This window comes from Priestia sp. SB1, assembly GCF_038898415.1.
Genome location: NZ_JBBJSS010000009.1, coordinates 82,811 through 108,454 on the forward strand (window position 1 = coordinate 82,811; position 25,644 = coordinate 108,454).

Here is a 25,644-nt window from a genome sequence, read left to right on the forward strand (position 1 = left end):
CTCGTTTATAAACGCGGAGGTATTAAGATGAAATATGTAATTGGAATTGACCTAGGAACAAGTGCGGTAAAAACGGTTTTAGTTGATACGAAAGGCGAAATTTGCGCTGTGGTTTCTAAGAATTATCCTCTCCTTCATGAAAAAACAGGGTATAGCGAACAGAATCCAGAAGAATGGGTTCAGCAGACGGCTAGTGCTTTAAATGAATTAATTGCTAACGCCAATATAAAACCCGAAGATATAGAAGGAATTAGTTATTCTGGACAGATGCATGGCCTTGTGCTGCTGGATGAAAACTATAACCTATTACGTAACGCCATTTTGTGGAATGACACAAGAACAACAGAACAATGTCATCATCTCTATAAAGTGATTGGAGAAAAACTTCTTTTAGAAATAACAAAAAACCAGGCTTTAGAAGGATTTACTCTTCCTAAGTTATTGTGGGTAAAAGAGTATGAACCGGAGATATTTGAAAAAACAGCTGTATTTATGCTGCCCAAAGACTATTTGCGTTTTAAGATGACTGGCTTTATTCATAGTGAATATTCAGATGCTGCCGGTACATTATTATTAAACATCAGCAAGAAAAAATGGGATGGTGAGCTTTGCCAATTAGTAGGAGTCAATATTAACCTTTGTCCGCCACTAGTCGAATCTAGTGAATGCATAGGCAATATCAGTGAATCATTCTCTCAAAAAACGGGGTTAGCTACTTCAACAAAAGTATTTGCAGGTGGAGCTGATAATGCTTGCGGTGCAATTGGCGCCGGCATTTTATCGCCAGGGGAAACACTATGTAGCATTGGGACATCGGGTGTTGTTCTTTCTTATGAGGAACGAAGCGATAGAGACTTTAATGGAAAAGTCCATTATTTTAATCATGGAAAAGAAAATGCCTTTTATACGATGGGCGTTACGCTATCTGCGGGTCACAGTTTAAGCTGGTTTAAGGAAAATTTCGCGGAAAACGACACGTTTGAAGAATTGTTGGCTGACCTAAAAAATGTACCAATCGGATCAAACGGCCTTTTATTTACCCCTTACTTAGTTGGGGAACGTACACCCCATGCAGATGCTACGATTCGGGGAAGTTTTGTAGGAATGGACGCCTCTCATAAAAAGAGAGACTTTACGCGAGCAGTTATTGAAGGTATTACGTTTTCATTAAGTGAATCAATTGAAATCTTTCGAGAAAGCGGAAAGGAAATTACGTCTATTGTATCAATTGGCGGAGGAGCAAAAAATGATCATTGGCTTCAAATTCAAGCAGACGTTTTTAATGCAAAAATCGTAAAGTTGTCTACTGAACAAGGCCCAGCGTTAGGAGCAGCCATGCTAGCAGCTTATGGCTGTGGCTGGTATAACTCATTGGAAGAGTGTGCAAACGTATTTATTACCTCGTCGAAAACATATTATCCTAATGCAGAACATGTACAAGTCTATAAACAGCTTTATGAATTATATAAAGAAGTCTACCTTCAAACAAACGACTTAAGTAAAAAGCTAGGCGAATTTAAAAGGAAATAATAGGTTGCAAAATATGCAATCTTCCTTTAAAAAAGAGCTTCATATGAAAGTAGCTTGTATCAATTGATTATGGTTGTATATCGATATACCTGACACAAAAGGAAGTATAGAAAATGCTGTAGTAAGATTTGATTCACTAGAAAAATACGTACATTGGAGGGGAGGATAAGAGCAGTTAGTCGAATAGACGACGAAAATTTCTTTTGTGTTCCAAGAATTTGAAAACGCATTCAAATAAGTGCGAACTCAGTTAGAAATAGAACTTCTACTGTTACTTTTAACTAACTGCTTTTAACAACGCATGAAACAAAATCGAAACTCATTATATATTTTTTCTATTACCTTAGTTGCCGCTATCGGAGGGTTACTGTTTGGATATGATACAGCTGTAATATCTGGAGCTGAAGAATCATTAAAGGTGTATCTTATTGACAGCTTAGGGTTAGGATCTTTAGCACATGGTGTTACTGTATCAAGTGCTTTGATAGGATGTATTATTGGAGGATTGGTATCTGGTTATTTTGCGACGAAACTAGGACGCAAACAATCACTTATACTAGCAGCTATTCTTTTTATAGTCTCAGCGTTAGGAGCTTCTTATCCTGAGTTTTTATTTTTCACAAAAGGGGAACCGACACTCTCTTTGTTACTAGCTTTTAACTTCTACCGCATTATAGGTGGGATTGGTGTTGGCTTAGCATCAGCCATTTGTCCCATCTATATAGGAGAAATTGCACCGGCAGATATTCGCGGCAGATTGGTATCATTCAATCAATTTATGATTATTTTTGGAATGTTAGTCGTTTACTTCGTGAATTGGGGTATTGCAAATGGGGAAACCTTAGAATGGATTAATGATGTGGGTTGGAGATACATGTTTGCTTCAGGAGCTATTCCAGCTTTACTCTTTGCATCACTCTTGTTTTTAGTTCCTGAAACGCCTCGCTACTTAGCTATACAGAATCAAGATCAAAAAGCTTTAGCCATACTAACTAAAATTAATGGGTCTTCAGAAGCGAAATCAATTTTAGAAGATATTAAACAAACAATTTCTACCAATGTTTCGTCTGGAAAATTATTGGCATATGGAAAATTAGTTATCGTTGTAGGTATACTGCTTTCTGTATTTCAACAGTTTGTAGGAATCAATGTAGCTCTATATTATGCTCCGCGTATTTTTGAAAGCATGGGAGCAGCTAAAGGTTCTTCTATGCTGCAAACCATTATTATGGGATTAGTAAATGTTATTTTTACAGTAATTGCAATTTTGACAGTTGATCGTTTGGGAAGAAAACCTTTATTAATAACAGGGTCTATCGGAATGGCCATTGGAATGTTCGGTGTAGCAAGCATGGCTTTTTCAAACATCATTGGTATAGGGACGCTTGTATTTATCATTATTTATACAGCTTCCTTTATGATGTCATGGGGGCCAATTTGTTGGGTGCTCATTTCAGAGATTTTTCCTAATAAAATTAGAGGTCGTGCTGTAGCTATTGCCGTAGCTGCTCAATGGGCAGCTAACTATTTTATTTCCTCTACGTATCCTGTGATGATGGAATATAGCGGAGGATTGACATATGGTTTCTACGGTTTAATGAGTGTACTTTCTGCTTTATTTGTTTGGAAATTTGTTCCTGAAACAAAAGGTAGAACTCTTGAACAAATGGAAAATATGTGGAGAAAAAAACAAGAGGCTTCAAAGAGTAAGAAGGCCATATAACCATTAAGCTTTTGCTTAGAGGAAAGATGAATATAAAACTTTCAAAAACACCTAAATTATCTTTAGGTGTTTTTAATATGTAACCTTTATGAAGAAAGTGGATAGCTTTTTTAAAGGATATTGCTATAGTGATAAGCCTCTTTAAAAATAGAAATATAGTTTTTTTATGAGGAGTGTTTTATCGTAAATATAAATAACGGTGCAATGAATTTACAAAAGATCTGGGGGGCATCCGCTATATACGGAATATCCTAAAGAATTAAAGTATGACCATGCTTCATGGGTTCCAACGTATCGGAATCAGAAAATGATTGATTGGATGTTTCAGCAAGTAAAGCAAACAAACTAGTAAGAAATAAAGCTCCATACTTCATTACTCCCAAAAAGCTCTTCCAGTTAATAAGAACTGGAAGAGCTTTTTTACTTTTATCAGAATCTACGCGCTAGGAGAAAGATATTTCACACCACATTTAACCAAATATGTGACGAAATTATGGTAAAGCCATTTAAACTAGATAAAAATCGCTTCAAGTGTGAGAAATATCACACCTTTTAAACATACAACATGATAATTTTTTAGAAGTAAGCAATATGTCATGACAAACTTCAATATGTTAGGAGGTTTTTAGCCTTTTGATCTGTTGAGATGCATCTCTAATATGAACGTTTATATACCATTATTATGTACAGAGATTTAAAGGAAGGGAGCCTGAGCTGAGGTGAGAAAGCAAAAATCAATGCATATTGGCAAGTTAATCATTCTCTCCGTATTCATTACAATTTTTTTAGCAGGCTGTGATAGTCGTTATTTGATTTTAAATCCGCAGGGGGCGGTAGCTCAAAAAGAATACCAGTTAATTATTTTTTCCATAATTTTATGCGCAATTGTCGTTATTCCTGTTTTAGGTCTGCTTGTGTATATCGTTTTACGCTACCGTGATAAGCCTGGAAACAAGGCTCCGTATCGACCAGATTGGGACGATAGCAAGCGTCTTGAATTTATTTGGTGGGGCATCCCTATTATTATTATTGGCATTTTAGGTTTCGCTACGGCCAAGACGACTTATGAATTAGTAGATCCGCCGAAAAAAGATGTAAAGCCGCTAACGATTGAAGTAACGTCTCTTGATTGGAAATGGTTATTCCAATATCCGGATCAAGATATTGCGACAGTCAATTATGTCGAAATTCCAAAGAATGTGCCCGTTCAATTCGTGCTAACGTCAGATGCACCTATGAATTCTTTTTGGGTACCCCAGCTGGGAGGACAATTATATACAATGCCGGGAATGGCCATGGGGCTTTGGCTGCAAGCTAATCACAAGGGAGAATATTTTGGTTCAGGTGCTAATTTTACGGGTGAAGGGTTCGCTCATATGAACTTTAAAGTTAAATCTACATCGACAAAAGAATTTAATCAGTGGGTAAGGCAAGTAAAAGAAACAGCACCAGCTTTAACAAAAGCTGATTATAACAGTCTTGCAAAACAAGGTCTTTCTTTAGAGAAATCGTATTCTACCATTCCTAAAGGTTTGTTCCAAGAAACTGTCATTAAAAACGGTGGTCAATATTATAGTCAGCATCACCATATGAAAAATGAAGACATGAAGACAATGAATGTGGCTTCTGATGAACAAGCACATACACAGCACGAGCACCAGGAAGGAGGAAACTAAGTTGTTAGACAAATTAAAAGATTTTTCATCTCATTTTTTTGTGACAGGGGAGCCAATGATTTACGGAGCCGATGTCGCCGTATTGTTAACACTAGCCGGTATTATTTTTGTTCTTACGTATCTTAAAAAGTGGAAGTGGCTATGGCGTGAGTGGCTCACAACGGTGGATCATAAAAAAATTGGAATCATGTATATGCTTTCTTCATTGTTAATGCTGTTTCGAGGCGGAGTAGATGCATTATTGATGCGTATGCAACTAGCATTCCCTCAGTGGCATTTTCTAGATTCTAATCATTACAACGAAATTTTTACTACGCACGGAACCATTATGATTCTATTTATGGCAATGCCGCTTATGTTTGCTTTCTTTAATATCGTTGTGCCGCTTCAAATTGGAGCAAGAGATGTCGCCTATCCTTTTTTAAACGCGGTAAGCTTTTGGCTATTTTTCTTTGGCGCCATGCTTTTCAATTTGTCGTTTGTAATCGGAGGATCGCCAGATGCAGGGTGGTTGAGTTATCCGCCGCTTTCTGGCATGCAGTTCAGTCCTGGACCAGGTCAAGATTTTTATATTTGGGGCATTCAAATATCAGGTATTGGCAGCTTGGCTTCTGGAATTAATTTTATTATGACCATTTTAAAAATGCGTGCGCCTGGCATGAAACTTATGCATATGCCGCTATTCACGTGGTCTGTTCTAGCAAGCTGTATTATTATCATTTTCGCGTTTCCTGTATTAACCGTAACGCTTGCTTTATTGTTTATCGACCGCTTCTTTGACGGACACTTGTTTACCATGACCGGCGGTGGAAATCCGATGATGTACATTAACTTAATTTGGATGTGGGGACATCCTGAAGTGTATATTGTTGTGCTTCCGGCATTCGGCATTTTTTCTGAAATTGTTGCAACGTTTTCTCAAAAGAAGATATTTGGCTATAAATCTATGGTTTTTTCAATGATGATTATTAGCGTTCTATCGTATTTCACATGGGTGCATCATTTCTTTACGATGGGTGCAGGTGCTAATGTAAATGTGTTTTTTGCTATTACCACGATGGCCATCGGGATTCCAACGGGTGTTAAAGTGTTCAACTGGTTATTTACAATGTTCCGCGGCCGTATTCAAATGACCCAGCCGATGCTATGGACAATTGCTTTTATCCCGTGCTTTGTTGTGGGAGGAGCAACGGGTGTTATGCTTTCAGCAGCTCCCGCAGACTATCAGTATCATAATAGCTACTTTTTAGTTGCACACTTTCACCAAGTGTTAATTGGAGGCGTTGTATTCGGCTTTTTTGCAGGTTTGTACTATTGGTGGCCAAAAATGTTTGGCTTTAAACTAAATGACCGTCTTGGTAAATGGGCGTTTTGGACGTGGAATATTGGTTTTTACGTATGCTTCATGCCTCAATATGCATTAGGATTTATGGGAATGACACGCCGTATTTATACGTACGATTTTGACATGGGATGGGGACCGCTGAACGTTATCTCTACAGTGGGAGCCTTCTTTATGGGCATAGGGTTTATCTTTCAAGCATGGCAGATTCTTCATGGCATTAAGTACGGAGAACGAGATGTAACAGGAGATCCTTGGAATGGCCGTACATTAGAATGGTCCATTCCTTCACCGCCGCCGCACTACAATTTTGCAGTGATTCCAACAGTAACAGGGCAAGATGCGTGGTGGACGATAAAAGAAGAAAGAAAAAAGAAAAAAGCGAAGGAAACAGCGGCTTTTTCTCCAATTCATATGCCTAAGAATTCAGGTATTCCATTTATCATGTCGGTTTTCTGGTTTATTGCTGGTTTTGGCTTAACGTTCCACTGGGTATGGGTAGCGATATTCGGTTTGACAGGAGTAGGAGCTTGTTTACTAGCTCGTTCTTTTCAATACAACTCGGACTATTATATCCCTGTGGATGAAATTCGACATACAGAAAATTCAGTAGGGAGGGTCGGGTAACATGGCATATGCGACAGCGCACCACGAAGAACATCATCATGAACATGATGAAGAAATCAAAGTTATGGGTTTTTGGCTTTTCCTCGTAACGGACTGTATCTTATTTGGAGCATTATTTGCTACGTATGCCGTTCTTGTTAATCATACTGCCGGAGGCCTTACAGGAAAGGAATTTTTTGAAGTCCCAGGATTTGTTTCTGAAACGTTTATCTTATTAACGAGCAGCTTTACAAGCGGATTGGCCGTGTTAAGCATGCACAAAGGAAAAATAAAGCCTTTAATTGGCTGGCTAATCGTAACTCTGCTTTTAGGTGTATGCTTTGTTGGACTTGAAATTCATGAATTTCAAACAATGGTTCACGAAGGAGCAACCATTTCTACGAGCGCATTTTTCACGGCTTTCTACACGCTGGTTAGTACGCACGGGCTGCACGTCTCTGTCGGAATCATTTGGATGATTTCAATTACAATCCAGTTAAAACGATACGGAATTACCTCTATAACAAAACGAAAAGTGACGATTATCAGCTTATACTGGCATTTTCTTGATGCTGTCTGGATCTTCCTTTATACGGTTGTATATTTAATGGGGGTGATGTAGATGGAGAACCACGGGTCGTTAAAAGCTTATACAACCGGATTTATTTTCTCAATTATTTTAACCGTTATTCCTCTGCTGCTGGTATTAAACCACGTGCTTGCTAAAAATATATTACTAGCTAGCATTCTAGGAATGGCCGTGCTTCAATTTTTCGTTCAATTGTTTTTCTTTATGCATATTAAAGACGGAGAGAAGCCTCGTTATAATGTGATGGCTTTGATACTTGGAATCGTTTTTGTTATTACGATTGTAGCAGGATCTATTTGGATAATGACTTTTAACTCTCAAGTTCAATAAAAATGGAGCCGTGTACGATGTGCGCGGCTCCATTTTTTATTAATTTCTATAACTTGTGATAAAAATCACATACTTTCGCTTGCGCAAGAAGTACAATAAAAGTGTAGCAAAGAAAGTTCTTTATAAATGAATGTTAAAGGAGAGATTATGATGAATATGGCTTATCGTAACATCCTCGTAGCAGTAGACGGTTCTGTAGAAGCGGAGTGGGCATTCAAAAAAGCAGTTAACAGTGCGAAAAAAAATAACGCTCATTTGATAATTTGTCACGTTATCGACATACAGGCGTTAAGTCCATCACCTTATGCATTTTATACGGATACACGCTTTCAAGATGCAGAGAAATTTGCTGAAGAACTTTTAACCAACTATAGTAACCTAGCCATTAAGGCTGGAGTAACGAAAGTCGAGCCCTTAATTGAACACGGTTCTCCTAAAACAAAAATATCTAAAAAAATTGCTCCCGATAAGCACGTTGATTTAATTGTATGCGGTGCAACCGGGTTAAACGCGGTAGAGCGTATCTTAATCGGAAGTGTATCTCAGCATATTTTGCGCTATGCCAAATGTGATGTGTTAATCGTTCGCACCCCTAAAGAAGCTGAAGAGGAATCAAAGCCTTTACAAGTAGAACTAACAGAGTAGCAGGCACAGACGAGAAATAAAACTTGTTGTGCACAGCAAAATACAAAGCTCTCACTATTTCATTTATTTAAAGAGGGGGGGAACGTATTTTAGTTAAAAGAAGATCTGAACAAGGAGTCAAGGTTCTCAAGAGAGAACGTGACTCGTTCGGATTTTTTTATTGTGATGGTGAATGTAGTTTTCATGTATCCAGCTGTTGATTGAAGGGGAATGGCAGAAAGAAAGGTGAGGATAGTAGAGCACATCAAACATGTTTATGAAAGAAGAAGAGGGGAAAAACAAGTATATAGAAAACTTTTCCTTAGTTGGTTAAGGTTGATTTATAAAGGAGTGACGAATATGTCAAAGTTAAATAATCCATTAACTCAATATTTCCATGAAGACTATCCAAAACAGTATCAAGAACCGCCTGGTGTACAAAAAGAAATGAACGTCATCCCAGACTGCGGGGAGAACAGTTACATAGGTGCAGGTAAATTAAAAGGCAGAAAAGCTCTTGTGACAGGTGGAGATTCAGGTATTGGCCGAGCAGCAGCTATCGCTTACGCAAGAGAAGGAGCGGACGTTGCGCTTAATTACTTGCCACAAGAGCAAGCTGATGCAGAAGAAGTAAAAAAGCTTATTGAGGCAGAAGGCAGAAAAGCAGTACTCATACCTGGTGATGTAGGCGAAGAATCTTTTTGCAAGGAGCTAGTAGAAAAAGCTTATAAAGAATTAGATGGATTAGACGTTTTAGCGCTCGTAGCAGGTAAACAGCAGGCAGTAGAAGATCTTGCTGATTTAGAAACGGATCAGCTGCGCAAAACCTTTGAAGTAAATGTATTCTCTTTATATTGGACCGTAAAAGCAGCGCTGCCTTATTTACCGGCAGGTGCTTCTATTATTACCACAAGTTCTGTACAAGGCTATAGCCCAAGTCCTAATTTATTAGATTATGCAGCTACAAAGTTTGCCATTAACGGATTCACTCGCGGACTAGCCAAGCAATTAGCTCCAAAAGGTATTCGCGTTAACTCCGTTGCTCCAGGACCTATCTGGACGCCGCTTCAAATTTCTGGAGGGCAGCCAAGCGACGCTATTCCAGGCTTTGGACAAGATACACCTTTGCAGCGTGCTGGTCAGCCGGTAGAGTTAGCAAATGTATACGTATTTTTAGCTTCAACGGATGCAAGCTACGTAACAGCTCAAGTTTACGGAATTACAGGCGGAATAGAACTAGCTTAAAACAAAAAACACGTGCAGTTATGAACTGCACGTGTTTTTTTGTTTTATCGTCTTTTACCTTTTAAAGTTTGTACACAAATGTAGCTAAGCGTAGCGAATAACGCTGTAATAAATGCCGAGTGAGACAGTGTAGCAAAGACATTTAAACGAGACATGACAACAAAGATACCGCTAAATATTTGAGCAAAGGTTAAAGCAACTGCAATGATGGACGCGTAGTAAATATCACGGCGAGTTTCTTTATACTGTTTGATAGCAGATACCATAATCCAAATGATAAGAACAAACAGCACAAGAGCAGCAAATCGGTGAGCAAAGTGAATGCCTGTTGTTCCTGATAGCTTTGGAATAAGAGTGTTGCCATAACAAGCCGGAAAGCTTGTACACGCTAAGCTTGCACCTTTGTGACGCACATATGCACCTAAATAAATATCGCAGTAGGTAAATATAAGCGTAAACCATGTGAGCCATCTAAATTTGCCTGTAACGGCTCCTTTAATAAAATGATCCGAACGGTCCTTTTGAATAACAAATATTGAAAGTAAAAATACACCGGTAAACGCAATAAGCGAAAGACCGAAATGCAGGGCTAGCGCCTCAGCTGACTGAGGCCAGATAACGGCAGAAGCCCCGAGCAACGACTCGATAACGATAAATGCAATACTCATGATCGCTAAAATTTTCACTTCACGGTTTCTGCGATAACGAATCCAAGCCCAAATAGAAAATGCTAAAACAAGAAGACCTGCAAATGCGGTAATCAAACGATGCGTATATTCAATCATTGTTGCTACTGCGTATTCGGGTATTAACTGCCCGTTACATAGTGGCCACTCGTTTCCGCACCCTAATCCAGACCCTGTGGTTGTGACCAGACTGCCGGCAATCATTAAAATAAACATAACAATCGTTGTAAATATAGCTGTTATTTTAAATAAATTTCTCATACGTTGACTCCCTTTGTTGAGTTACTAATTATGACTATAGATTTGATGAATACGATAGTCAAGTAGTAGAACGTAATTAACAAATAACTGTCACAAACTCGCACATGTTTTCCTTAAATTTGATGTCAGAAAAGCTTTCTTCACTAAGCTTTGTAATGGTTTTTTTCTTTTAAACAATGTAAATATGCTTTCATACATAAGATATAAAAAATTATATTAGTGATTTTATACAATTTGCAAAAAAAACTTTAGAGAGAATGGAGATACAATCATATTCCAAAAGTGATAATATAAATATAAATCAAATGATGTTATAAAACCTATCATTTTATGTTAGATATAAAATAAACTTTTTTATCACGGAGAAACTTTATTGAAAGGAGAGATAACGATGAGCTTAGAAGCTTTAAATAAAAGAGTAGAAACCGATCTTTCTTACCTTTCTTTCAGGAAACCAACAGAAGCACAGCCAATTATCCCTAAAAGTGGACACGTATACGATGTAATCATTATTGGAGGAGGTCAAAGCGGTTTAGGAACGGCTTTTGGCTTGCTGCGAGAACGCGTGTCAAATATTCTTGTTATTGATGAAAACCGTTCGGGTTTAGAAGGTCCGTGGGAAACGTATGCACGAATGATTACGCTGAGAACGCCCAAAAACTTAACATCTATCGATTTAGGTATGCCTTCGCTTACGTTTCAAGCGTGGTGGGAAGCACAATTTGGCTCAGAGGGCTGGGAAGCTCTTGACAAAATTCCAAGAGGAGACTGGATGAATTATTTACGCTGGTACCGGAGTATTCTTAACCTTCCTGTGGCAAATGAAATAAAATTAACGTTAATTGAGCCGACGGAAACAGGTATTCATCGCTTGCATATTGAAGGGAATGGAGCTTCGTGTCCTACACTGATGGCACGTAAAGTTATACTAGCTACAGGAATTCAAGGAGGAGGAGAGTGGCATGTCCCGCCTATGATTTCTGAAAAATTGCCGCCTCATCTTTATTCTCATACTTCCCAAACGATTGATTTTACTACGTTAAAGAACAAAAAAGTAGCTGTTTTAGGAGGAGGAGCTTCCGCGTTTGACAATGCCAACTATGCGCTTTCTGAAGGGGTTGCTGAAGCTCATGTATTTGTTCGCCGAAAAGAACTTCCGCGCATTAATCCAATCAGACAAATGGAAGCTTCAGGAATGATTGAGCGTTTTCATGCTCTGTCAGATGCTGAAAAATATGAAGTAATGGCTCATTTTTTCGAATACAATCAGCCGCCTACGAATGATACATTTGGACGCGCTTCCTCATGGCCAGGTTTTCATTTGCACGTACATGCACCGTGGCTCGATGTCGAGGGAAAACAGGACAAAGCAGTTGTAACAACTCCTCAGGGAGTCTTTACATTTGACTATTTAATTATTAGCACAGGCCTTCTAACAGATCCGGCTCTTCGTCCAGAATTACGTCTTGTTGAAAAACACATCGCCCGCTGGAGCGATTATTACAAAGCACCGCATGAAATTGCCAATCCAGTATTGGATGCCCACCCTTACCTTAGTAATGGCTTTGCTTTTTCAAATCGCAATGGGGAAGGTCAAAAAATGGTATATGGCCTTTTTGCTTTTAATTATTCCGCTTTAATTAGCTGTGGAATTTCTGCTTCCGCTCTTTCAGGGCTGAAATATGCGATACCGAAGCTCGTATCAGAAGTCGCCAATCAGCTTTTTATTGATAACCGCCATGAGAATTTAACCAATTTCTTTGACTATAATGAGCCTGAATTTATCGGCAGCTGGTCAAAAGACGCTAATCAAGTGAAAACAACATAATAAAACTACATTTTTAACAATGAAAAAGGTGAAGCATATGGAGCCGATCTCTAAAAAGAAGATAGCTACTTTGTATACTCAAATTAGCCAAGAAATTTTTAATGTAGGCGTGAATACTCAAAAAATAGATATTATTGATAATAAAATTCTTATACTAGCTCAATCAAAAAGAATGCCAGCGCTAGACGCCCTCAGTGAAGAATATAAAGAATTAGTGATGTCTCTTGATGCGGCTTTGTCGACTAAATATAAAAAAATGCTAAAGCAAAAAGTGGAGCTATTATTCGATATCCAGGTCACTTCTTTATTTAGAGATTATGATCCTGCTACTGAGAATTCTTGTACGGTTATTTGCTTTAAATAACTTCTCTATATAAATGGCAAAACGTTCGATGAAATCGTTGGTTTTGCAAAAAACGTAAAAGACGGATGCTTATCTTCTGTTTACAGAAGCAAAGAGCCGTGAAGATAGAAGGGTTTCCTTCTGTTTTCACGGCTCTTTTTATACATATTTTCATAAAAAAGGAGTGGGGAAATGACTGAATATACACTTGTTGATAAAGCGGCTGTAAAAACTAGTTAAAAAAATCCAATCGATCATTAAAGGAGTGAAAAGCAAGTGGCGATAAATGAAAAAGTTGAAACTCATCATATGGAACTAATAAAAAAATCAGCACCTAATCCTTCATGGGTAGATAAGCTGTTTCATTTAACAGAACGTAAAACAGATGTAAAAACAGAAATTCTTGCGGGAATTACGACTTTTGTGACGATGAGCTATATTATCTTTGTTAATCCGACGATTTTAGCAGATGCAGGCATTCCAAAAGAAGCGGCAATTGCGGCAACAATTTTTGCCACTGTTTTTGCAACTCTTTTGTTTGCACTGTGGGCGAACATGCCTATTGCAGTTGCACCAGGAATGGGGCTAAACGCTTTTTTTACGTATACAGTGGTATTGGGTGAAGGGTTAACGTGGCAAACAGGTTTAGGAGCCGTATTTATTTCTGGGGTTGTATTTTTTATTTTAACCATAACAGGCTTACGCAAGAAGATTATTGAAGGGATACCCGCTATTTTAAAAAGTGCTATTTCCGTTGGAATCGGTCTATTTATTGCTTTTATCGGTTTTAAGCAAGCTGGAATTATTGTAAGCAACAAAGAAAATTTAGTAGCGCTTGGACAACTGACAAAACCGGGCCCATTACTTGCTTTATTAGGTTTTATCGCGGTAACTGTATTAACTGCTCGAAAAATTAAAGGAGCTGCTTTGATTAGTATTTTACTAGTATCAATTGCAGGGATGGCGCTGGGCATAGTAGAAGCACCTAAAAGCATCAGCAGCGTTGTGTCGTTTTCAATGCCAAGCATGTCAGAAACTTTTTTACAAATGGATATTAAATCTGCTCTCCACTACGGTCTTTTCTCTATTATTTTTTCATTTACGCTTGTGGAGCTATTTGATAATTTAGGATCGATGATTGGATTATCTAAAAAAGCTGGACTAATGGATGAAAAAGGAGAAATTAAAGGGTTAGATAAAGCGCTTATGGCAGATTCTCTTGCGACTGTAGCCAGTGCTGCTATGGGATCTACCGCAATGAACGCGTATGTAGAAAACGCGGCGGGAATTGCAGAAGGAGGCAAAACGGGTCTTAAAGCACTGGTTGTTGCCATGCTGTTTTTAGTCAGTATTTTGTTCACTCCATTGATCAGCATTATTCCTGCTTTTGCTACAGCGCCTATTTTAATTATGGTTGGAGCTCTCATGTTAACAGAAATTAAAAACATTCCTCTCGACGAAATAACAGATGCTGTACCTGCTTTTTGCACCATTATTTTGATGCCGTTAACGTTTAGTATCGGCGAAGGCTTAGCGCTAGGGTTTTTATCTTATACGTTCGTTAAATTGTTAGCCGGCAAGGCGAAAGAAATCCATTGGATTATGTATATCATTAGCGCCGCTTTTATTATCAACTTCATCTGGGCTGCTTGAACGCATATATCTAGAGCAAAAAAGACTTCTCAGCTGAGAAGTCTTTTTTACTGATCGTGTAGATTTTAATCTCTCTCCCTTACAGAAATAAAAGATAGCGAAGGAAGATATATAACGTTGAAATTAAAAGAGATACAAGCATAATTGGAGCTCCAATTTTCAAAAAGTCCATAAACGAAAATTTATGTCCTTTTTTTACAGCCATGCCAGCTACAATGACGTTGGCAGATGCTCCAATTAACGTACCGTTTCCTCCCAAACATGCTCCTAGAGCCAATGACCACCATAGTACATTGATTTGAGCAGAATCAGGGCTCATTCCCATTCCATGAGCCATATCTTGAATAAGTGGAATCATTGTAGCAACAAAAGGAATGTTATCAATAACAGCTGAGGCAATGCCACTAATCCACAAAATGAGATAAGCTGAGAGTGCGATATTGCCGTCTGTAACGTTCAACGCGCCAGCAGCCAGCTTTTTAATAATGCCTACATCGATTAAGCCTCCGACAAGAACAAACAAACCTGCAAAGAAAATAATGGTTGTCCATTCAACAGAATCAAATGCGCTTTCTACTTCATCATGAGTTCTTAATCCAATTACCAGTAGTACAGCAGCACCTGTAATGGCTACCATAGCCGCATCAATGTGCAAAACAGAATGCAGGGTAAAACCTAGAATCGTTAATACTAATACAGTTAACGATTTTTTCATTAAAACAGAATCTTGAATATAATCTTTTTCATTTAAACTCATTAACTCTTGCTTTTTACTATCTTCTACTTTTAACTTTTTACGATAGATAAGAACAAGAATCCCCAGCGTAACAACACCGATAATCAGCACTGCAGGAGTTAAATTTAATAAAAAAGCATTAAAATCAAGGTGAGGATTCGCTGCCCCAATCATGATATTAGGGGGGTCGCCTATTAAAGTTGCCGTTCCTCCAATATTTGAAAACAGCACTTCTGATATAAGAAACGGAAAAGGATTAATGTTTAAAATAGTAGTAATCGAAAATGTAACCGGAACAATTAATAACACGGTTGTCACATTGTCTAAAAAAGCTGATCCGACGCCTGTTAAAATCGATAAAATAACTAGAATTCGAACCGGATCACCTTTAGCAATTTTAGCAGACTTGATGGCTGCGTATTGAAACACGCCTGTTTTGTTTGTGATGCCGACTAAAATCATCATACCCATAAGCAGGACAATCGTTTCCCATTGAATATGCTCCATAATGGCCTTATTAAAGTCAACAATACCTAACAAAATCATCAATATAGCACCTAAAAGAGCTGCTGAAGCGCGATTGATCTTCTCGGTCATAATCAAAAAATATGTAATGATAAATATAATAATGGCTGCGTATACATGAAAACTTGTAATGTGTTGAATTGCATTGTGCATAACAGTAACCTGGCGATATGTCATCTAGTGACGAGAACTTTGGATGTTGTCCAGGTTTTCACCTCATCTTTCATCGTTTAATTTACATCCAACTTTACGGTAAAACTTCTATAAAATCCGCTTTCCTTTAACCAACCTCCTTTAAAAGCTTTGGTGTTCTTCAAAATGAAGACGATTCCTTCAGCATTATATCATATTTACATAAAAGCTTTCTTGCTAATTATTCATGTGATTTTCAACCCACACGCTTATTATGCACCTTAAATTCAGTTTACATAATTGATTCCTCTAATATCGGACAAAGTTAGACAAAGTTGGAACAGTATCCAATTTTGTCTAACTTTGTGAGAACAAATAAAACAATGGATTGCTAAGATAAAGCGGTTTTCATGTTGGCACGGTACTTGCAAGAGTAATTAAGTGAAGTTTGATAATCAAATGAGGAGGCTTACCATAATGAAAACTGCTCAAAATAAAACAGAAAAGCTTACGAAAGAAAAAGCCAGCTGGATGTATCAGAAAATGGTAGAAATTCGAAAGTTTGAAGATGAAGTACATCAAATTTTTGCAAAAGGTGTACTGCCTGGTTTTGTTCATCTGTATGCAGGTGAAGAAGCGATAGCGGTTGGAATGTGCGCTCACCTTAATGACAGTGACAGTATTACGAGCACTCATCGTGGACACGGTCATTGTATTGCTAAAGGCGGCGATTTAGATGGAATGATGGCTGAACTATTTGGGAAGGTAACCGGGTTAGGCAAAGGAAAAGGCGGATCTATGCATATCGCGGATTTAGATAAAGGAATTTTAGGAGCAAATGGAATTGTAGGAGGAGGATTTCCGCTTGCATGTGGTTCTGCTTTAACTGCTAAATATAAAAAGACAAAAGATGTAAGCGTTTGCTTTTTTGGAGACGGAGCGGGCAATGAAGGAACGTTTCATGAAGGAATTAACTTAGCAGCCATTTGGAAACTGCCTGTTGTTTTTGTTGCTGAGAATAATGGCTACGGAGAGGCAACTCCCTTTTCTTATGCTTCAAGCTGCAGCACGATTGCAGACCGTGCCGCATCTTACAATATTCCAGGCGTGCGAGTGGATGGAAAAGACGTGATGGCTGTTTATGAAGCAGCTGCTGAAGCGATTCAACGAGCTCGCAGAGGGGAAGGCCCAACGTTAATTGAATGTGTAACGTATCGAAATTACGGGCATTTCGAAGGCGACGCACAAACGTATAAATCAGGCAGTGAAAAGAAAGAACATCTTCAGGAAAAAGATGCGATTGCTCTTTTTGAAAACTATTTGCTTTCAGAACAAGTAGTAACAGAAAAAGAGCTTAGAGATATTGAAAGTGACGTAGAAAAAGCAGTAAAACGCGCAGTTGAGCTAGCAGAAACAAGCGATTATCCTGATGCTTCCGAACTATTAACAGATGTTTATGTATCTTACTAATTAAAGGGGGAAAAGAAAATGACTAGAAAATTAAGTATGTCTGAAGCTATCAATGAAGCAATGAAACTAGCGATGCGAAAAGATGAGAATGTGATTCTGCTGGGAGAAGATGTAGCTGGCGGAGCGGAAATTGACCACCTGCAAGATGATGAGGCTTGGGGCGGTGTCCTTGGAGTGACAAAGGGACTTGTACAAGAATTTGGACGTGAACGAATTCTTGATACGCCTATTTCAGAAGCAGCTTATATAGGAGCTGCAATGGGAGCGGCAGCTACGGGGTTAAGACCGGTTGCAGAATTAATGTTTAATGACTTTATTGGCTGCTGCTTAGATCAAGTGCTGAATCAAGGCGCAAAATTCAGATACATGTTCGGAGGAAAAGCAGAAGTGCCCGTCACGATTCGAACGACTCATGGAGCTGGATTCAGAGCTGCGGCTCAGCATTCTCAGAGCTTGTATGCTCTGTTCACTAGCATTCCTGGCATTAAAGTAGTGGTGCCTTCTACCCCTTACGATGCAAAAGGTTTATTATTAGCAGCAATTGAAGACAATGATCCGGTTATCTTTTTTGAAGACAAAACATTGTACAACATGAAAGGTGAGGTTCCTGAAGGCTATTATACGATTCCATTAGGAAAAGCAGACGTGAAACGCGAAGGAACAGATTTAACTATTGTAGCGATTGGCAAACAAGTAAATACTGCACTTACAGCCGCAGATCAATTATCTCACAAAGGAATTGACGTAGAAGTAGTCGATCCGCGAAGTCTATCACCTTTTGACGAAGAGACGATTCTTTCTTCTGTAGAAAAAACGAATCGATTAATTGTTATTGACGAAGCTAACCCAAGATGCAGCATCGCAACAGATATTGCTGCGCTAGTTGCTGATAAAGGATTTGATATGCTTGATGCACCTATTAAACGAATTACAGCACCACATACACCTGTACCATTTTCACCTCCATTAGAAGATATTTATCTGCCAACACCGCAAAAAGTAATTGAAGTTGTATCGGAGTTGCTAGGAGATAAATCGCTTCTAAGCGTGTAAGTAAAGAGAAAGGAGGAGGAAGCAAATGGCTGCAGAGGTTGTAATGCCAAAACTAGGTATGGCAATGAAAGAAGGAACCGTTTCGACATGGAATAAAAAAGTGGGAGACTCCGTTTCAAAAGGAGATATGATTGCAAGTATTAATTCTGAAAAAATAGAAATGGAAATTGAAGCGCCGCAGGACGGTGTGATTCTTGATATCCTTGTGCAAGAAGATATAGGAGTGCCTCCTGGAACGATTATCTGTTATGTTGGAAAGCCAAACGAGCAGCTCACTGAGCAGAACCGTTCAGCAAATGAGCTGCAAGCGCCTAAAAACGAGGTAGCGGCTGCTGTCTCTTTAGAAGAGCCGCCAGCAAACGCAGCTTCATCAAAGAAGAGCAAAGAAACTGTGCGCATTTCACCAATTGCACGGAAAATAGCAGAATCTGAAAACCTTGACATTGAAATGATTAAAGGCACGGGACCAAAAGGAAGAATCACAAAAGCGGATGTAGAGAAAGTGCTGACAGAAAAAGCTTCAGAAACAAGTCATCCACCAGTTGAAATAGATAAAGCTACAAAAAAAGAAACGCTTCCAGTAGCGGGGATGAGGAAAGTCATTGCAGGCCGAATGCATAATAGCTTACTAAACAGTGCTCAATTAACGATTAATATGAAAGCTGACGTGACGGATTTGCTGTCTCTTCAACGAGAAATTAAAGAAGTGATTCAACAACGCCATAAGGTGAAAATCTCTCTAACTGATTTTATTGCTCGCGCTGTTGTTCTTTCACTTCAAGAACACAAGCAAATGAACAGTGCGTATATCGATAACGAAATTCATCTCTATCATCATGTTCATCTTGGAATGGCCGTGGCTTTAGAAAATGGGCTAGTTGTTCCTGTTGTGCAACATGCTGAAAAAATGCCGTTAGTTGAATTAGCTGCAGAGATTAAAACACGAGCAGCGGATGCTCGGCAAGGTCAGTTGAGTACTGATAGCATGCAAGGTTCCACATTCACTATTACTAATCTCGGTACTTACGGAGTAGAGTATTTTACACCTGTATTGAACCCGCCTGAAACAGGAATCCTTGGTGTGGGAGCTACTGAAGATGTACCTATGTATATAGGAGACGATTTACAAAGAAGAAACGTGCTGCCTTTAAGCCTGACGTTTGATCATCGCGTACTGGACGGAGCACCTGCAGCTAATTTCCTTGGAACTATTAAACAATACTTAGAGCAACCTATTTTACTACTCTTATAGAAAGTTGGTGCATTCCATGAAACCTTTAGTTGTCATTGGCGGCGGTCCTGCAGGATATGTGGCGGCAATCACTGCCGCCCGGCAAGGAAAACAAGTTACGTTAATCGAACAAAAAGATTTAGGTGGAACATGTTTAAATGAGGGCTGCATGCCAACAAAGTCATTATTAGCAAGCGCGGAAGTCTATGAGAAAATAAAGCAAGCTGAGCAATTCGGCATCACTCTTCCTTTAGAACAAGTGAAAATTAACTGGGATGGCGTTCAGCATCATAAAACAATCATTGTTAAAAACTTGGTCAGGGGAATTGGCTATTTGATGAAAAAGAACAGTATTAAAGTCATGAAAGGAGAAGCTTCTTTTTTGACAAATCATCGCCTAGCCGTGCGAAATGAAAATCAAGTAGAAGAAATAGAGGCTGAACAGTTTATTATTGCTGCAGGTTCAGAACCTGCTAGCCTGCCATTTGCTCCGTTTGATGGAAAGTGGATCATTCACAGTGGACAAGCGATGTCGCTGCCTTCTATCCCTTCATCTCTTTTGATAGTAGGAGGAGGTGTAATTGGGTGTGAATTTGCAAGCATTTACAGTCAAATGGGAACAAAAGTAACGATTGTGGAAGCGGCAGATCAGCTGCTTTCTGGTGAAGACGCCGATATCGCCTTTATGTTGCAGGAAGAGTTAGAGAAAAAAGGCGTAACGATTTATACATCTGCTTCGCTAACAGAAATGCAGCCACAAGATAAAACGGCTCTATTTAAACATAAAGAAGAACTGCATGAACTGCAGGCTGACTATGCATTAATTTCAATTGGGAGAAAGCCTAGAGTGCTAGGTTTAGGTTTAGAAAAGCTTGGCATACATTTTTCAAAACAAGGAATTGATGTTAATGAGCATATGCAAACGAATATACCTAATATCTATGCTTGTGGAGATGTAGTCGGTGGAATTCAGCTTGCTCATGTAGCCTTTCATGAAGGCACAGTTGCTGCTTTGCACGCATACGGAAAAGATAAGAGCGTGAATTACCGAGCTGTACCACGCTGCATCTATACTCATCCTGAAATTGCAAGTGTCGGTTTGACAGAAAAACAGGCCCGAGAAAAATACGGTGATGTTCGTATCGGAGAATTTTCGTTTATGGCAAACGGCAAAGCGATGATTGCAAATGATTCTGTTGGAAAAGTGAAAGTAATCGTAGAACCGCAGTTTAATGAAATTATTGGGCTTTCCATTGTAGGTGCACATGCTACAGAATTAATTGGACAAGGAACTATCATGCTGCACGGGGAGTTGACCACGGATGTAATGGAAGACTTTATCGCTGCTCATCCTACATTATCCGAAGCGATTCATGAAGCTCTTTTGCATTCAGCGGGTCAGGCCGTTCACTCATGATTATACAAGTGCTCAAGTTATTAAGCTCTTTAAGAATGAAAAGTAAAAATGAATGATTTAAAAAGGTAAACTAGAGGATGAAGGAATCATGAAAGAGGGAGAGAGATTTTCCTGCATCCTCGTCTAGTTTTTCTATTAATTTTTACATAACGTGAGTTTAAGAATCTATCTTTGGTAATGATAACGTTTTCTTTGTGATTTATAATAATAGTAACAAGCCTTGATTTACTATATTCAATTAAGTTTATAGGGGAGAGGTAAGAAATGGAATCCACACTTTCTTTAAACACATGGAAACGTTTTGTAAACGAAGGAGCACTTGAATCTTCAAGGTTAAACGACATCATTGTAAAATCGTGGCACCGCTGTAAAAGCGCAGATGTTAACCCTTACCTAGATAAAGGCAGATCGATTTTAAGAAACGAAGATTTTCATTCTCGAAAACAAATGAACTCTTTATTTCTTGAAACGGCGTTGCCGCACTTAGAAAGAATCAGACAATCAGCGGCAGATTTAGGAATGGTTGCTCTATTAATTGACCCAGAAGGCTATATTTTATCTATTACAGGAAATAGACTTACACTGAATGAAGCAAGAAAAATTAATTTTGTGGAAGGTGCCTGTTGGACAGAAAAAGAAGTAGGAACAAATGCAATCGGGACGGCTCTGCAAACGGAAGAACCCATTATGATAACAGGTACAGAACATTATTCGATTGCTTCGCATCAATGGAGCTGTTCGGCGGCGCCTGTTCGAAATGACGACGGAAATTTAATTGGGATTATTAATATTTCCTGTCCCGTAAACAGAGCGCATCCTTATATGCTTGGAATGGTTACGTCCATTGCGTATACAATCGAACGGGAGTTAAGCATTCGAATGCACAAAGACGAAATTGAGTTGGTTCATGCTTCTATGAATTTTGTCGATAGCAAGCAGCTCTTGCTGCTTTGCAATTACAAAGAAGTGATTGTAGGAGCAAGTAAAACCGTTCGGGAATGTATACCTAAATGGTCAGGACAACAGTTGAATACGATTGTACAACAGGGATTTCGTATAGTGATGGAAGTGCCAGTCATTTCAAAAAGACACGGTCATTCTATTGGAAAGATTGTTTACTTATCAGAAGAAACCACTCATAACCAAACAACTAAACAGATCTCTGCTCAATCATTTTGTTTTAAAGGAGAAGCAGGCATAAGCCGATCCTTTCAGCGAACATTAGAAGAAATAAAGCAGGCGGCTCCTACTGATACAACGGTCTATATTTTAGGGGAAACAGGTACTGGAAAAGAAATAGTGGCGAGAACGATTCATGAAAACAGTTCGCGTGAAAACGGACCTTTTATTGCTCTTAATTGTGGTGCCATTCCGAAGGAACTTATGGAAAGTGAATTATTTGGCTATGCAGAAGGAGCTTTTACAGGAGCACGGCGTCAAGGATATCAAGGGAAGTTTGAACAGGCTAATCATGGTACGATTTTTCTTGATGAAATAGGTGAGCTTCCTCATTCTATGCAAGTTTCTTTGTTAAGAGTATTGCAAGAGCGCAAGGTCACGCCTGTGGGAAGCAATCAGGAAATTCCGGTAAACATCCGGATTATTACCGCTACTCATCGAGATCTTCGCCAACTTGTCAATGAAGGGAAGTTTCGAGAAGATTTATACTACCGGCTTCACGTGTACCCCGTGCATGTTCCGCCTTTACGGGAAAGAAAAGAAGATATTCCGCATCTTATGCGGTACTTTTGTCAAACGAATGATTGGAATATGAATTTCCCCAAGGAACTAGTAGATAAATTGATAGATTACCAGTGGCCCGGAAACGTTCGAGAATTATTTAATGTACTTGAACGCTTGAAAATTTCACTAAACGCGGACACAGAAAAAGAGACAATATTGAGTTATTTGAGTTCTTTACATCTTGGTGGTCAGAGGACCATCTCTCACTCTGATACTTCACAAGAAATAGAAGAAAACGATTTTACGTCCCTATCCGCACTCACATTTCGCGAAAAAGTTCAAAAAGACTTGATGATGGATGCTTTACGTAAAACGCAGGGTAATGTGTCACTTGCCGCTAAACTGTTAGATATACCAAGAAGTACATTTTATAACAGACTAAAAAAATTCAATTTATAAGCTGAGAGTTTTTAGCTATTTTAAATTTAGACGAAGTAAAAAATGAACCATTGATCAAGATTTTCGATTAGTGGTTCTTTTTTTTTTAGGGTGAACGTACGTTCGATTTGTTTAGACCCTTCTAGCAGTTGATTGGAGGGCAAGACGAAAACTCCTGCGGGAAAAGCGGAACAGGTGAGACTCCACAGGAGCGTATGCGACGAGAAGGCTAAGCGGCCGCCTGCGGAAAGCGAAGTCTTGCACGGAACCAACTGACATGTCACGAGCGTTCAGCTCATGTATCCTATTTGTTCGTCGTTAGATTGAGTTGATTTCGTTATATCTCGATCTTTTTTAAATTTAATGAAGAATGTACGCATATTTTATTATCAGATTATTCTGTACTATATACAGTATATTGTATACAATATATAATTTAATCAATATCTAATTAACAAAACCAGAGGTGATGAGTGAATGACAGACAAACAGTTTAGAAATGTACAAGACGGCACAAAAGCGGTATGGGCAGGAGAAAAAGAATCGCTTGCTTACAATGCCACTCAAGTTCCCGTCGTCTTCAGCGTAGCTTACAATTATGATGATGTAGACGAATGGCAAGAAGTTGCGTTAGGAAACAAACCAGGCTATACGTATAATCGCATGAGTAATCCTACGGTTAAAGCTTTTGAAGAAAAAGTAAGGATACTTGAAGAAGCAGAAGAGTCGGTCGCATTTTCCTCCGGCATGGCGGCTATTAGCAGCACATTGTACACTTTTTTAAAACCCGGAGACCGAGTCGTATCGGTAAAAGATACATATGGAGGAACAAATAAAATCTTCACTGAGTTCCTTCCTAACATTGGAGTGGATGTAACCTTATGTAATACGGGAAATCATGAAGAAATTGAAGCGGAAGTAAATAAAGGATGTAAAGTGCTGTATTTAGAGTCACCTACAAATCCTACGATGAAAATTATTGATATTGAAAGAATAGCGAAAGCAGGAAAATCGGTAGGGGCAGTGGTCATTATTGATAATACGTTTGCGACACCAATTAACCAAAACCCTCTTCAATTAGGAGTAGATCTTGTCATTCACAGCGCCACAAAATTTTTAAGCGGACACGCCGATGCTTTAGGCGGGGTAGTATGCGGCTCTAAAGAATTAATGCAGCATGTGTATCACTACCGTGAGATCAATGGCGCGACCATGGACCCTATGTCAGCGTATCTTATTTTAAGAGGAATGAAGACGTTAAAGCTGCGTATACGTCAACAAGAACGAAGCGCTTTGGAAATTGCTAAATTTCTTCAAAAGAAAGAAGCTGTTGAAGCCGTCTATTATCCTGGATTGGAAACACACCCTCATCATCATATTGCCAAAAAACAAATGAAAGGCTTTGGCGGAATATTAAGCTTTGTGTTAAAAGGAGAAATGGAAGCTATTAAAATTTTGCTGCCAAAGTTAACGTATGCAAATAAAGCCGGTAATTTAGGAGCAGTTGAAACGATTTACGGTCCGGCAAGAACGACTAGTCACGTAGAATGTACGCTTGAAGAACGTAAAGCTCTTGGAATATCCGAAGGACTGGTTCGCATATCTGTAGGAATTGAAGATACGGAAGATTTAATTGCAGACTTAGAACAAGCATTTGCTCACTTAGAATCTGCATCACCTATTAGTAATTAAAAAGACATGTATTACTTTTTTAAATAAAAATAAGGTAAGCAACTCTTTTTAGTTGGTAGACGTTTCTTCAAAATTGCAGAGATATTGTGGAATAAAGCTGAGAAATTAAACTGCACGTGTATTTTTTCGTCTGATTTTGTAGGTATACTGATAAATTAGATGAAATAAAAATGTTTTTACACGCTTTAAAAATAAACTAACTTACAATAGCCTACAAATAAGGAATGATAGTATGTCGAAACAAGAAAATGAATACACAATAAAAGATGCATCATTGTTTGGATTTAAATTAATGCAGGTAAGTAAAGCCATCTGGCGAGCTGCAGAAGATGATTGGGAGCAATGGGTGAAACCTTATGGTCTGAATGTAAATGAGCATCATATTTTATGTTTGGCTAGCAGCACGGGAGAAATCTCGATGTCAGAGTTAGCTAACTTAGGCGCTATGCATATCTCTACAGCATTTAATTTTTCGAAAAAATTAGAAAATCAAGGGTATCTGCATCTATCCAAAAGAGAAAATGATAAAAGAAATACCTACATCAAACTGACTGAAAAGGGAGAACAATTATTGCTTGACACGCTCAAAGGGTATGAACCACATAACAGTAAGGTGTGCAAAGGCGCACTTCCTTTAAAAACGTTATACGGAAAATTTCCCGATTTTCCAGAGCTCGTAACCGTTGTTCGTCACGTTTGCGGCGGCGACCTAGTGACCGTTGCTGATCAACCTTTTGTGAATATAGAAGAAGCGGGAATAGAAGAAAAGGAAGATAAGAAAGAAGTCCAGCTAACTAGTAATTGAACGCGCTGAATAATGGGCAGAGAATA

The 25,644-nt window shown here is 38.7% G+C and carries 20 protein-coding genes; 18 read left to right on the top strand and 2 right to left on the bottom strand.

The window, feature by feature from the left end; genetic code table 11:
- Nucleotides 1-27 precede the first annotated feature (27 nt).
- The 8 genes from xylB to WKH56_RS28255 all read left to right on the top strand — a co-directional run bounded on the left by xylB (nt 28) and on the right by WKH56_RS28255 (nt 9,665).
- A complete protein-coding gene (xylB, locus tag WKH56_RS28220) occupies nt 28-1,530 on the top strand; it encodes a xylulokinase (RefSeq protein WP_221833520.1) in 1,503 nt (500 codons plus the stop codon).
- Between the two features lie 301 nt (nt 1,531-1,831).
- Nucleotides 1,832-3,253, top strand: coding sequence for a D-xylose transporter XylE (gene xylE / locus WKH56_RS28225; RefSeq protein ID WP_034264608.1), 1,422 nt, complete (start codon nt 1,832-1,834; stop codon nt 3,251-3,253).
- 737 nt (nt 3,254-3,990) lie between these two features.
- Nucleotides 3,991-4,929: a cytochrome c oxidase subunit II gene (locus tag WKH56_RS28230; RefSeq protein WP_221833694.1), complete on the top strand. Its 939-nt coding sequence runs from the start codon at nt 3,991-3,993 to the stop codon at nt 4,927-4,929.
- 1 nt (nt 4,930) lies between these two features.
- Nucleotides 4,931-6,898: a cytochrome aa3 quinol oxidase subunit I gene (gene qoxB, locus WKH56_RS28235; protein ID WP_063247225.1), complete on the top strand. Its 1,968-nt coding sequence runs from the start codon at nt 4,931-4,933 to the stop codon at nt 6,896-6,898.
- Nucleotide 6,899: 1 nt separating this feature from the next.
- Complete coding sequence (gene cyoC, locus WKH56_RS28240) at nt 6,900-7,499, top strand: cytochrome o ubiquinol oxidase subunit III (RefSeq protein WP_028413718.1); 600 nt, start codon at nt 6,900-6,902, stop codon at nt 7,497-7,499.
- Nucleotides 7,500-7,796: a cytochrome o ubiquinol oxidase subunit IV gene (gene cyoD, locus WKH56_RS28245; RefSeq protein ID WP_033578712.1), complete on the top strand. Its 297-nt coding sequence runs from the start codon at nt 7,500-7,502 to the stop codon at nt 7,794-7,796.
- Nucleotides 7,797-7,946: 150 nt separating this feature from the next.
- A complete protein-coding gene (locus WKH56_RS28250) occupies nt 7,947-8,441 on the top strand; it encodes a universal stress protein (protein WP_063247227.1) in 495 nt (164 codons plus the stop codon).
- 339 nt (nt 8,442-8,780) lie between these two features.
- The gene (locus WKH56_RS28255) at nt 8,781-9,665 is read left to right on the top strand and encodes an SDR family oxidoreductase (RefSeq protein WP_016763765.1); all 885 of its coding nucleotides are present in this window, start codon (nt 8,781-8,783) and stop codon (nt 9,663-9,665) included.
- A gap of 44 nt (nt 9,666-9,709) precedes the next feature.
- Here the strand turns inward: WKH56_RS28255 and WKH56_RS28260 are convergent, their stop codons facing one another.
- Nucleotides 9,710-10,612, bottom strand: a complete 903-nt coding sequence (locus WKH56_RS28260; RefSeq protein ID WP_221833518.1) for a COX15/CtaA family protein — start codon at nt 10,610-10,612, stop codon at nt 9,710-9,712.
- A gap of 391 nt (nt 10,613-11,003) precedes the next feature.
- On the opposite strand from WKH56_RS28260, the gene WKH56_RS28265 reads away from it, so the two are divergent.
- The 3 genes from WKH56_RS28265 to WKH56_RS28275 all read left to right on the top strand — a co-directional run bounded on the left by WKH56_RS28265 (nt 11,004) and on the right by WKH56_RS28275 (nt 14,436).
- Nucleotides 11,004-12,440, top strand: coding sequence for an NAD(P)-binding domain-containing protein (locus WKH56_RS28265; protein WP_168760654.1), 1,437 nt, complete (start codon nt 11,004-11,006; stop codon nt 12,438-12,440).
- Between the two features lie 37 nt (nt 12,441-12,477).
- Nucleotides 12,478-12,804, top strand: a complete 327-nt coding sequence (locus WKH56_RS28270; RefSeq protein WP_014460548.1) for a Na-translocating system protein MpsC family protein — start codon at nt 12,478-12,480, stop codon at nt 12,802-12,804.
- Nucleotides 12,805-13,059: 255 nt separating this feature from the next.
- Nucleotides 13,060-14,436 carry an NCS2 family permease gene (locus WKH56_RS28275; RefSeq protein WP_221833516.1) on the top strand — a complete coding sequence of 459 codons (1,377 nt, stop codon included), beginning with the start codon at nt 13,060-13,062 and terminating at the stop codon, nt 14,434-14,436.
- Nucleotides 14,437-14,515: 79 nt separating this feature from the next.
- Here the strand turns inward: WKH56_RS28275 and WKH56_RS28280 are convergent, their stop codons facing one another.
- On the bottom strand, nt 14,516-15,850 hold the full coding sequence (locus WKH56_RS28280; RefSeq protein ID WP_033579516.1) for an ArsB/NhaD family transporter: 1,335 nt from the start codon (nt 15,848-15,850) through the stop codon (nt 14,516-14,518).
- Nucleotides 15,851-16,306: 456 nt separating this feature from the next.
- Here WKH56_RS28280 and WKH56_RS28285 point away from each other — a divergent pair, with 456 nt between their 5' ends.
- From WKH56_RS28285 to WKH56_RS28315, 7 genes are all read left to right on the top strand, one after another.
- Nucleotides 16,307-17,299 (top strand): thiamine pyrophosphate-dependent dehydrogenase E1 component subunit alpha, encoded by a 993-nt coding sequence (locus WKH56_RS28285; RefSeq protein WP_033578716.1) that lies wholly within the window; start codon nt 16,307-16,309, stop codon nt 17,297-17,299.
- 18 nt (nt 17,300-17,317) lie between these two features.
- Nucleotides 17,318-18,352, top strand: coding sequence for an alpha-ketoacid dehydrogenase subunit beta (locus WKH56_RS28290; protein WP_028413711.1), 1,035 nt, complete (start codon nt 17,318-17,320; stop codon nt 18,350-18,352).
- A 25-nt stretch (nt 18,353-18,377) separates the two neighbouring features.
- Nucleotides 18,378-19,604, top strand: coding sequence for a dihydrolipoamide acetyltransferase family protein (locus WKH56_RS28295; protein ID WP_221833514.1), 1,227 nt, complete (start codon nt 18,378-18,380; stop codon nt 19,602-19,604).
- Between the two features lie 16 nt (nt 19,605-19,620).
- Complete coding sequence (gene lpdA / locus WKH56_RS28300) at nt 19,621-21,000, top strand: dihydrolipoyl dehydrogenase (protein WP_221833512.1); 1,380 nt, start codon at nt 19,621-19,623, stop codon at nt 20,998-21,000.
- Between the two features lie 264 nt (nt 21,001-21,264).
- Nucleotides 21,265-23,142, top strand: a complete 1,878-nt coding sequence (locus tag WKH56_RS28305) for a sigma-54-dependent Fis family transcriptional regulator (protein WP_221833510.1) — start codon at nt 21,265-21,267, stop codon at nt 23,140-23,142.
- A gap of 456 nt (nt 23,143-23,598) precedes the next feature.
- On the top strand, nt 23,599-24,813 hold the full coding sequence (locus tag WKH56_RS28310; protein ID WP_063247235.1) for a cystathionine gamma-synthase family protein: 1,215 nt from the start codon (nt 23,599-23,601) through the stop codon (nt 24,811-24,813).
- A 232-nt stretch (nt 24,814-25,045) separates the two neighbouring features.
- The gene (locus tag WKH56_RS28315; protein WP_063247236.1) at nt 25,046-25,618 is read left to right on the top strand and encodes an HTH-type transcriptional regulator Hpr; all 573 of its coding nucleotides are present in this window, start codon (nt 25,046-25,048) and stop codon (nt 25,616-25,618) included.
- The last annotated feature ends 26 nt before the right edge of the window (nt 25,619-25,644 follow it).

Excerpts from the sequence above, each read along its gene's own strand:
- xylB (WP_221833520.1), top strand. The coding sequence starts at position 28 with ATGAAATATGTAATTGGAATTGACCTAGGAACAAGTGCGGTAAAAACG.
- xylE (WP_034264608.1), top strand. The coding sequence starts at position 1,832 with ATGAAACAAAATCGAAACTCATTATATATTTTTTCTATTACCTTAGTT.
- WKH56_RS28230 (WP_221833694.1), top strand. The coding sequence starts at position 3,991 with ATGCATATTGGCAAGTTAATCATTCTCTCCGTATTCATTACAATTTTT.
- cyoC (WP_028413718.1), top strand. The coding sequence starts at position 6,900 with ATGGCATATGCGACAGCGCACCACGAAGAACATCATCATGAACATGAT.
- cyoD (WP_033578712.1), top strand. The coding sequence starts at position 7,500 with ATGGAGAACCACGGGTCGTTAAAAGCTTATACAACCGGATTTATTTTC.
- WKH56_RS28250 (WP_063247227.1), top strand. The coding sequence starts at position 7,947 with ATGAATATGGCTTATCGTAACATCCTCGTAGCAGTAGACGGTTCTGTA.
- WKH56_RS28255 (WP_016763765.1), top strand. The coding sequence starts at position 8,781 with ATGTCAAAGTTAAATAATCCATTAACTCAATATTTCCATGAAGACTAT.
- WKH56_RS28260 (WP_221833518.1), bottom strand. The coding sequence starts at position 10,612 with ATGAGAAATTTATTTAAAATAACAGCTATATTTACAACGATTGTTATG.
- WKH56_RS28265 (WP_168760654.1), top strand. The coding sequence starts at position 11,004 with ATGAGCTTAGAAGCTTTAAATAAAAGAGTAGAAACCGATCTTTCTTAC.
- WKH56_RS28270 (WP_014460548.1), top strand. The coding sequence starts at position 12,478 with ATGGAGCCGATCTCTAAAAAGAAGATAGCTACTTTGTATACTCAAATT.
- WKH56_RS28280 (WP_033579516.1), bottom strand. The coding sequence starts at position 15,850 with ATGCACAATGCAATTCAACACATTACAAGTTTTCATGTATACGCAGCC.
- WKH56_RS28285 (WP_033578716.1), top strand. The coding sequence starts at position 16,307 with ATGAAAACTGCTCAAAATAAAACAGAAAAGCTTACGAAAGAAAAAGCC.
- WKH56_RS28290 (WP_028413711.1), top strand. The coding sequence starts at position 17,318 with ATGACTAGAAAATTAAGTATGTCTGAAGCTATCAATGAAGCAATGAAA.
- WKH56_RS28295 (WP_221833514.1), top strand. The coding sequence starts at position 18,378 with ATGGCTGCAGAGGTTGTAATGCCAAAACTAGGTATGGCAATGAAAGAA.
- lpdA (WP_221833512.1), top strand. The coding sequence starts at position 19,621 with ATGAAACCTTTAGTTGTCATTGGCGGCGGTCCTGCAGGATATGTGGCG.
- WKH56_RS28305 (WP_221833510.1), top strand. The coding sequence starts at position 21,265 with ATGGAATCCACACTTTCTTTAAACACATGGAAACGTTTTGTAAACGAA.
- WKH56_RS28310 (WP_063247235.1), top strand. The coding sequence starts at position 23,599 with ATGACAGACAAACAGTTTAGAAATGTACAAGACGGCACAAAAGCGGTA.
- WKH56_RS28315 (WP_063247236.1), top strand. The coding sequence starts at position 25,046 with ATGTCGAAACAAGAAAATGAATACACAATAAAAGATGCATCATTGTTT.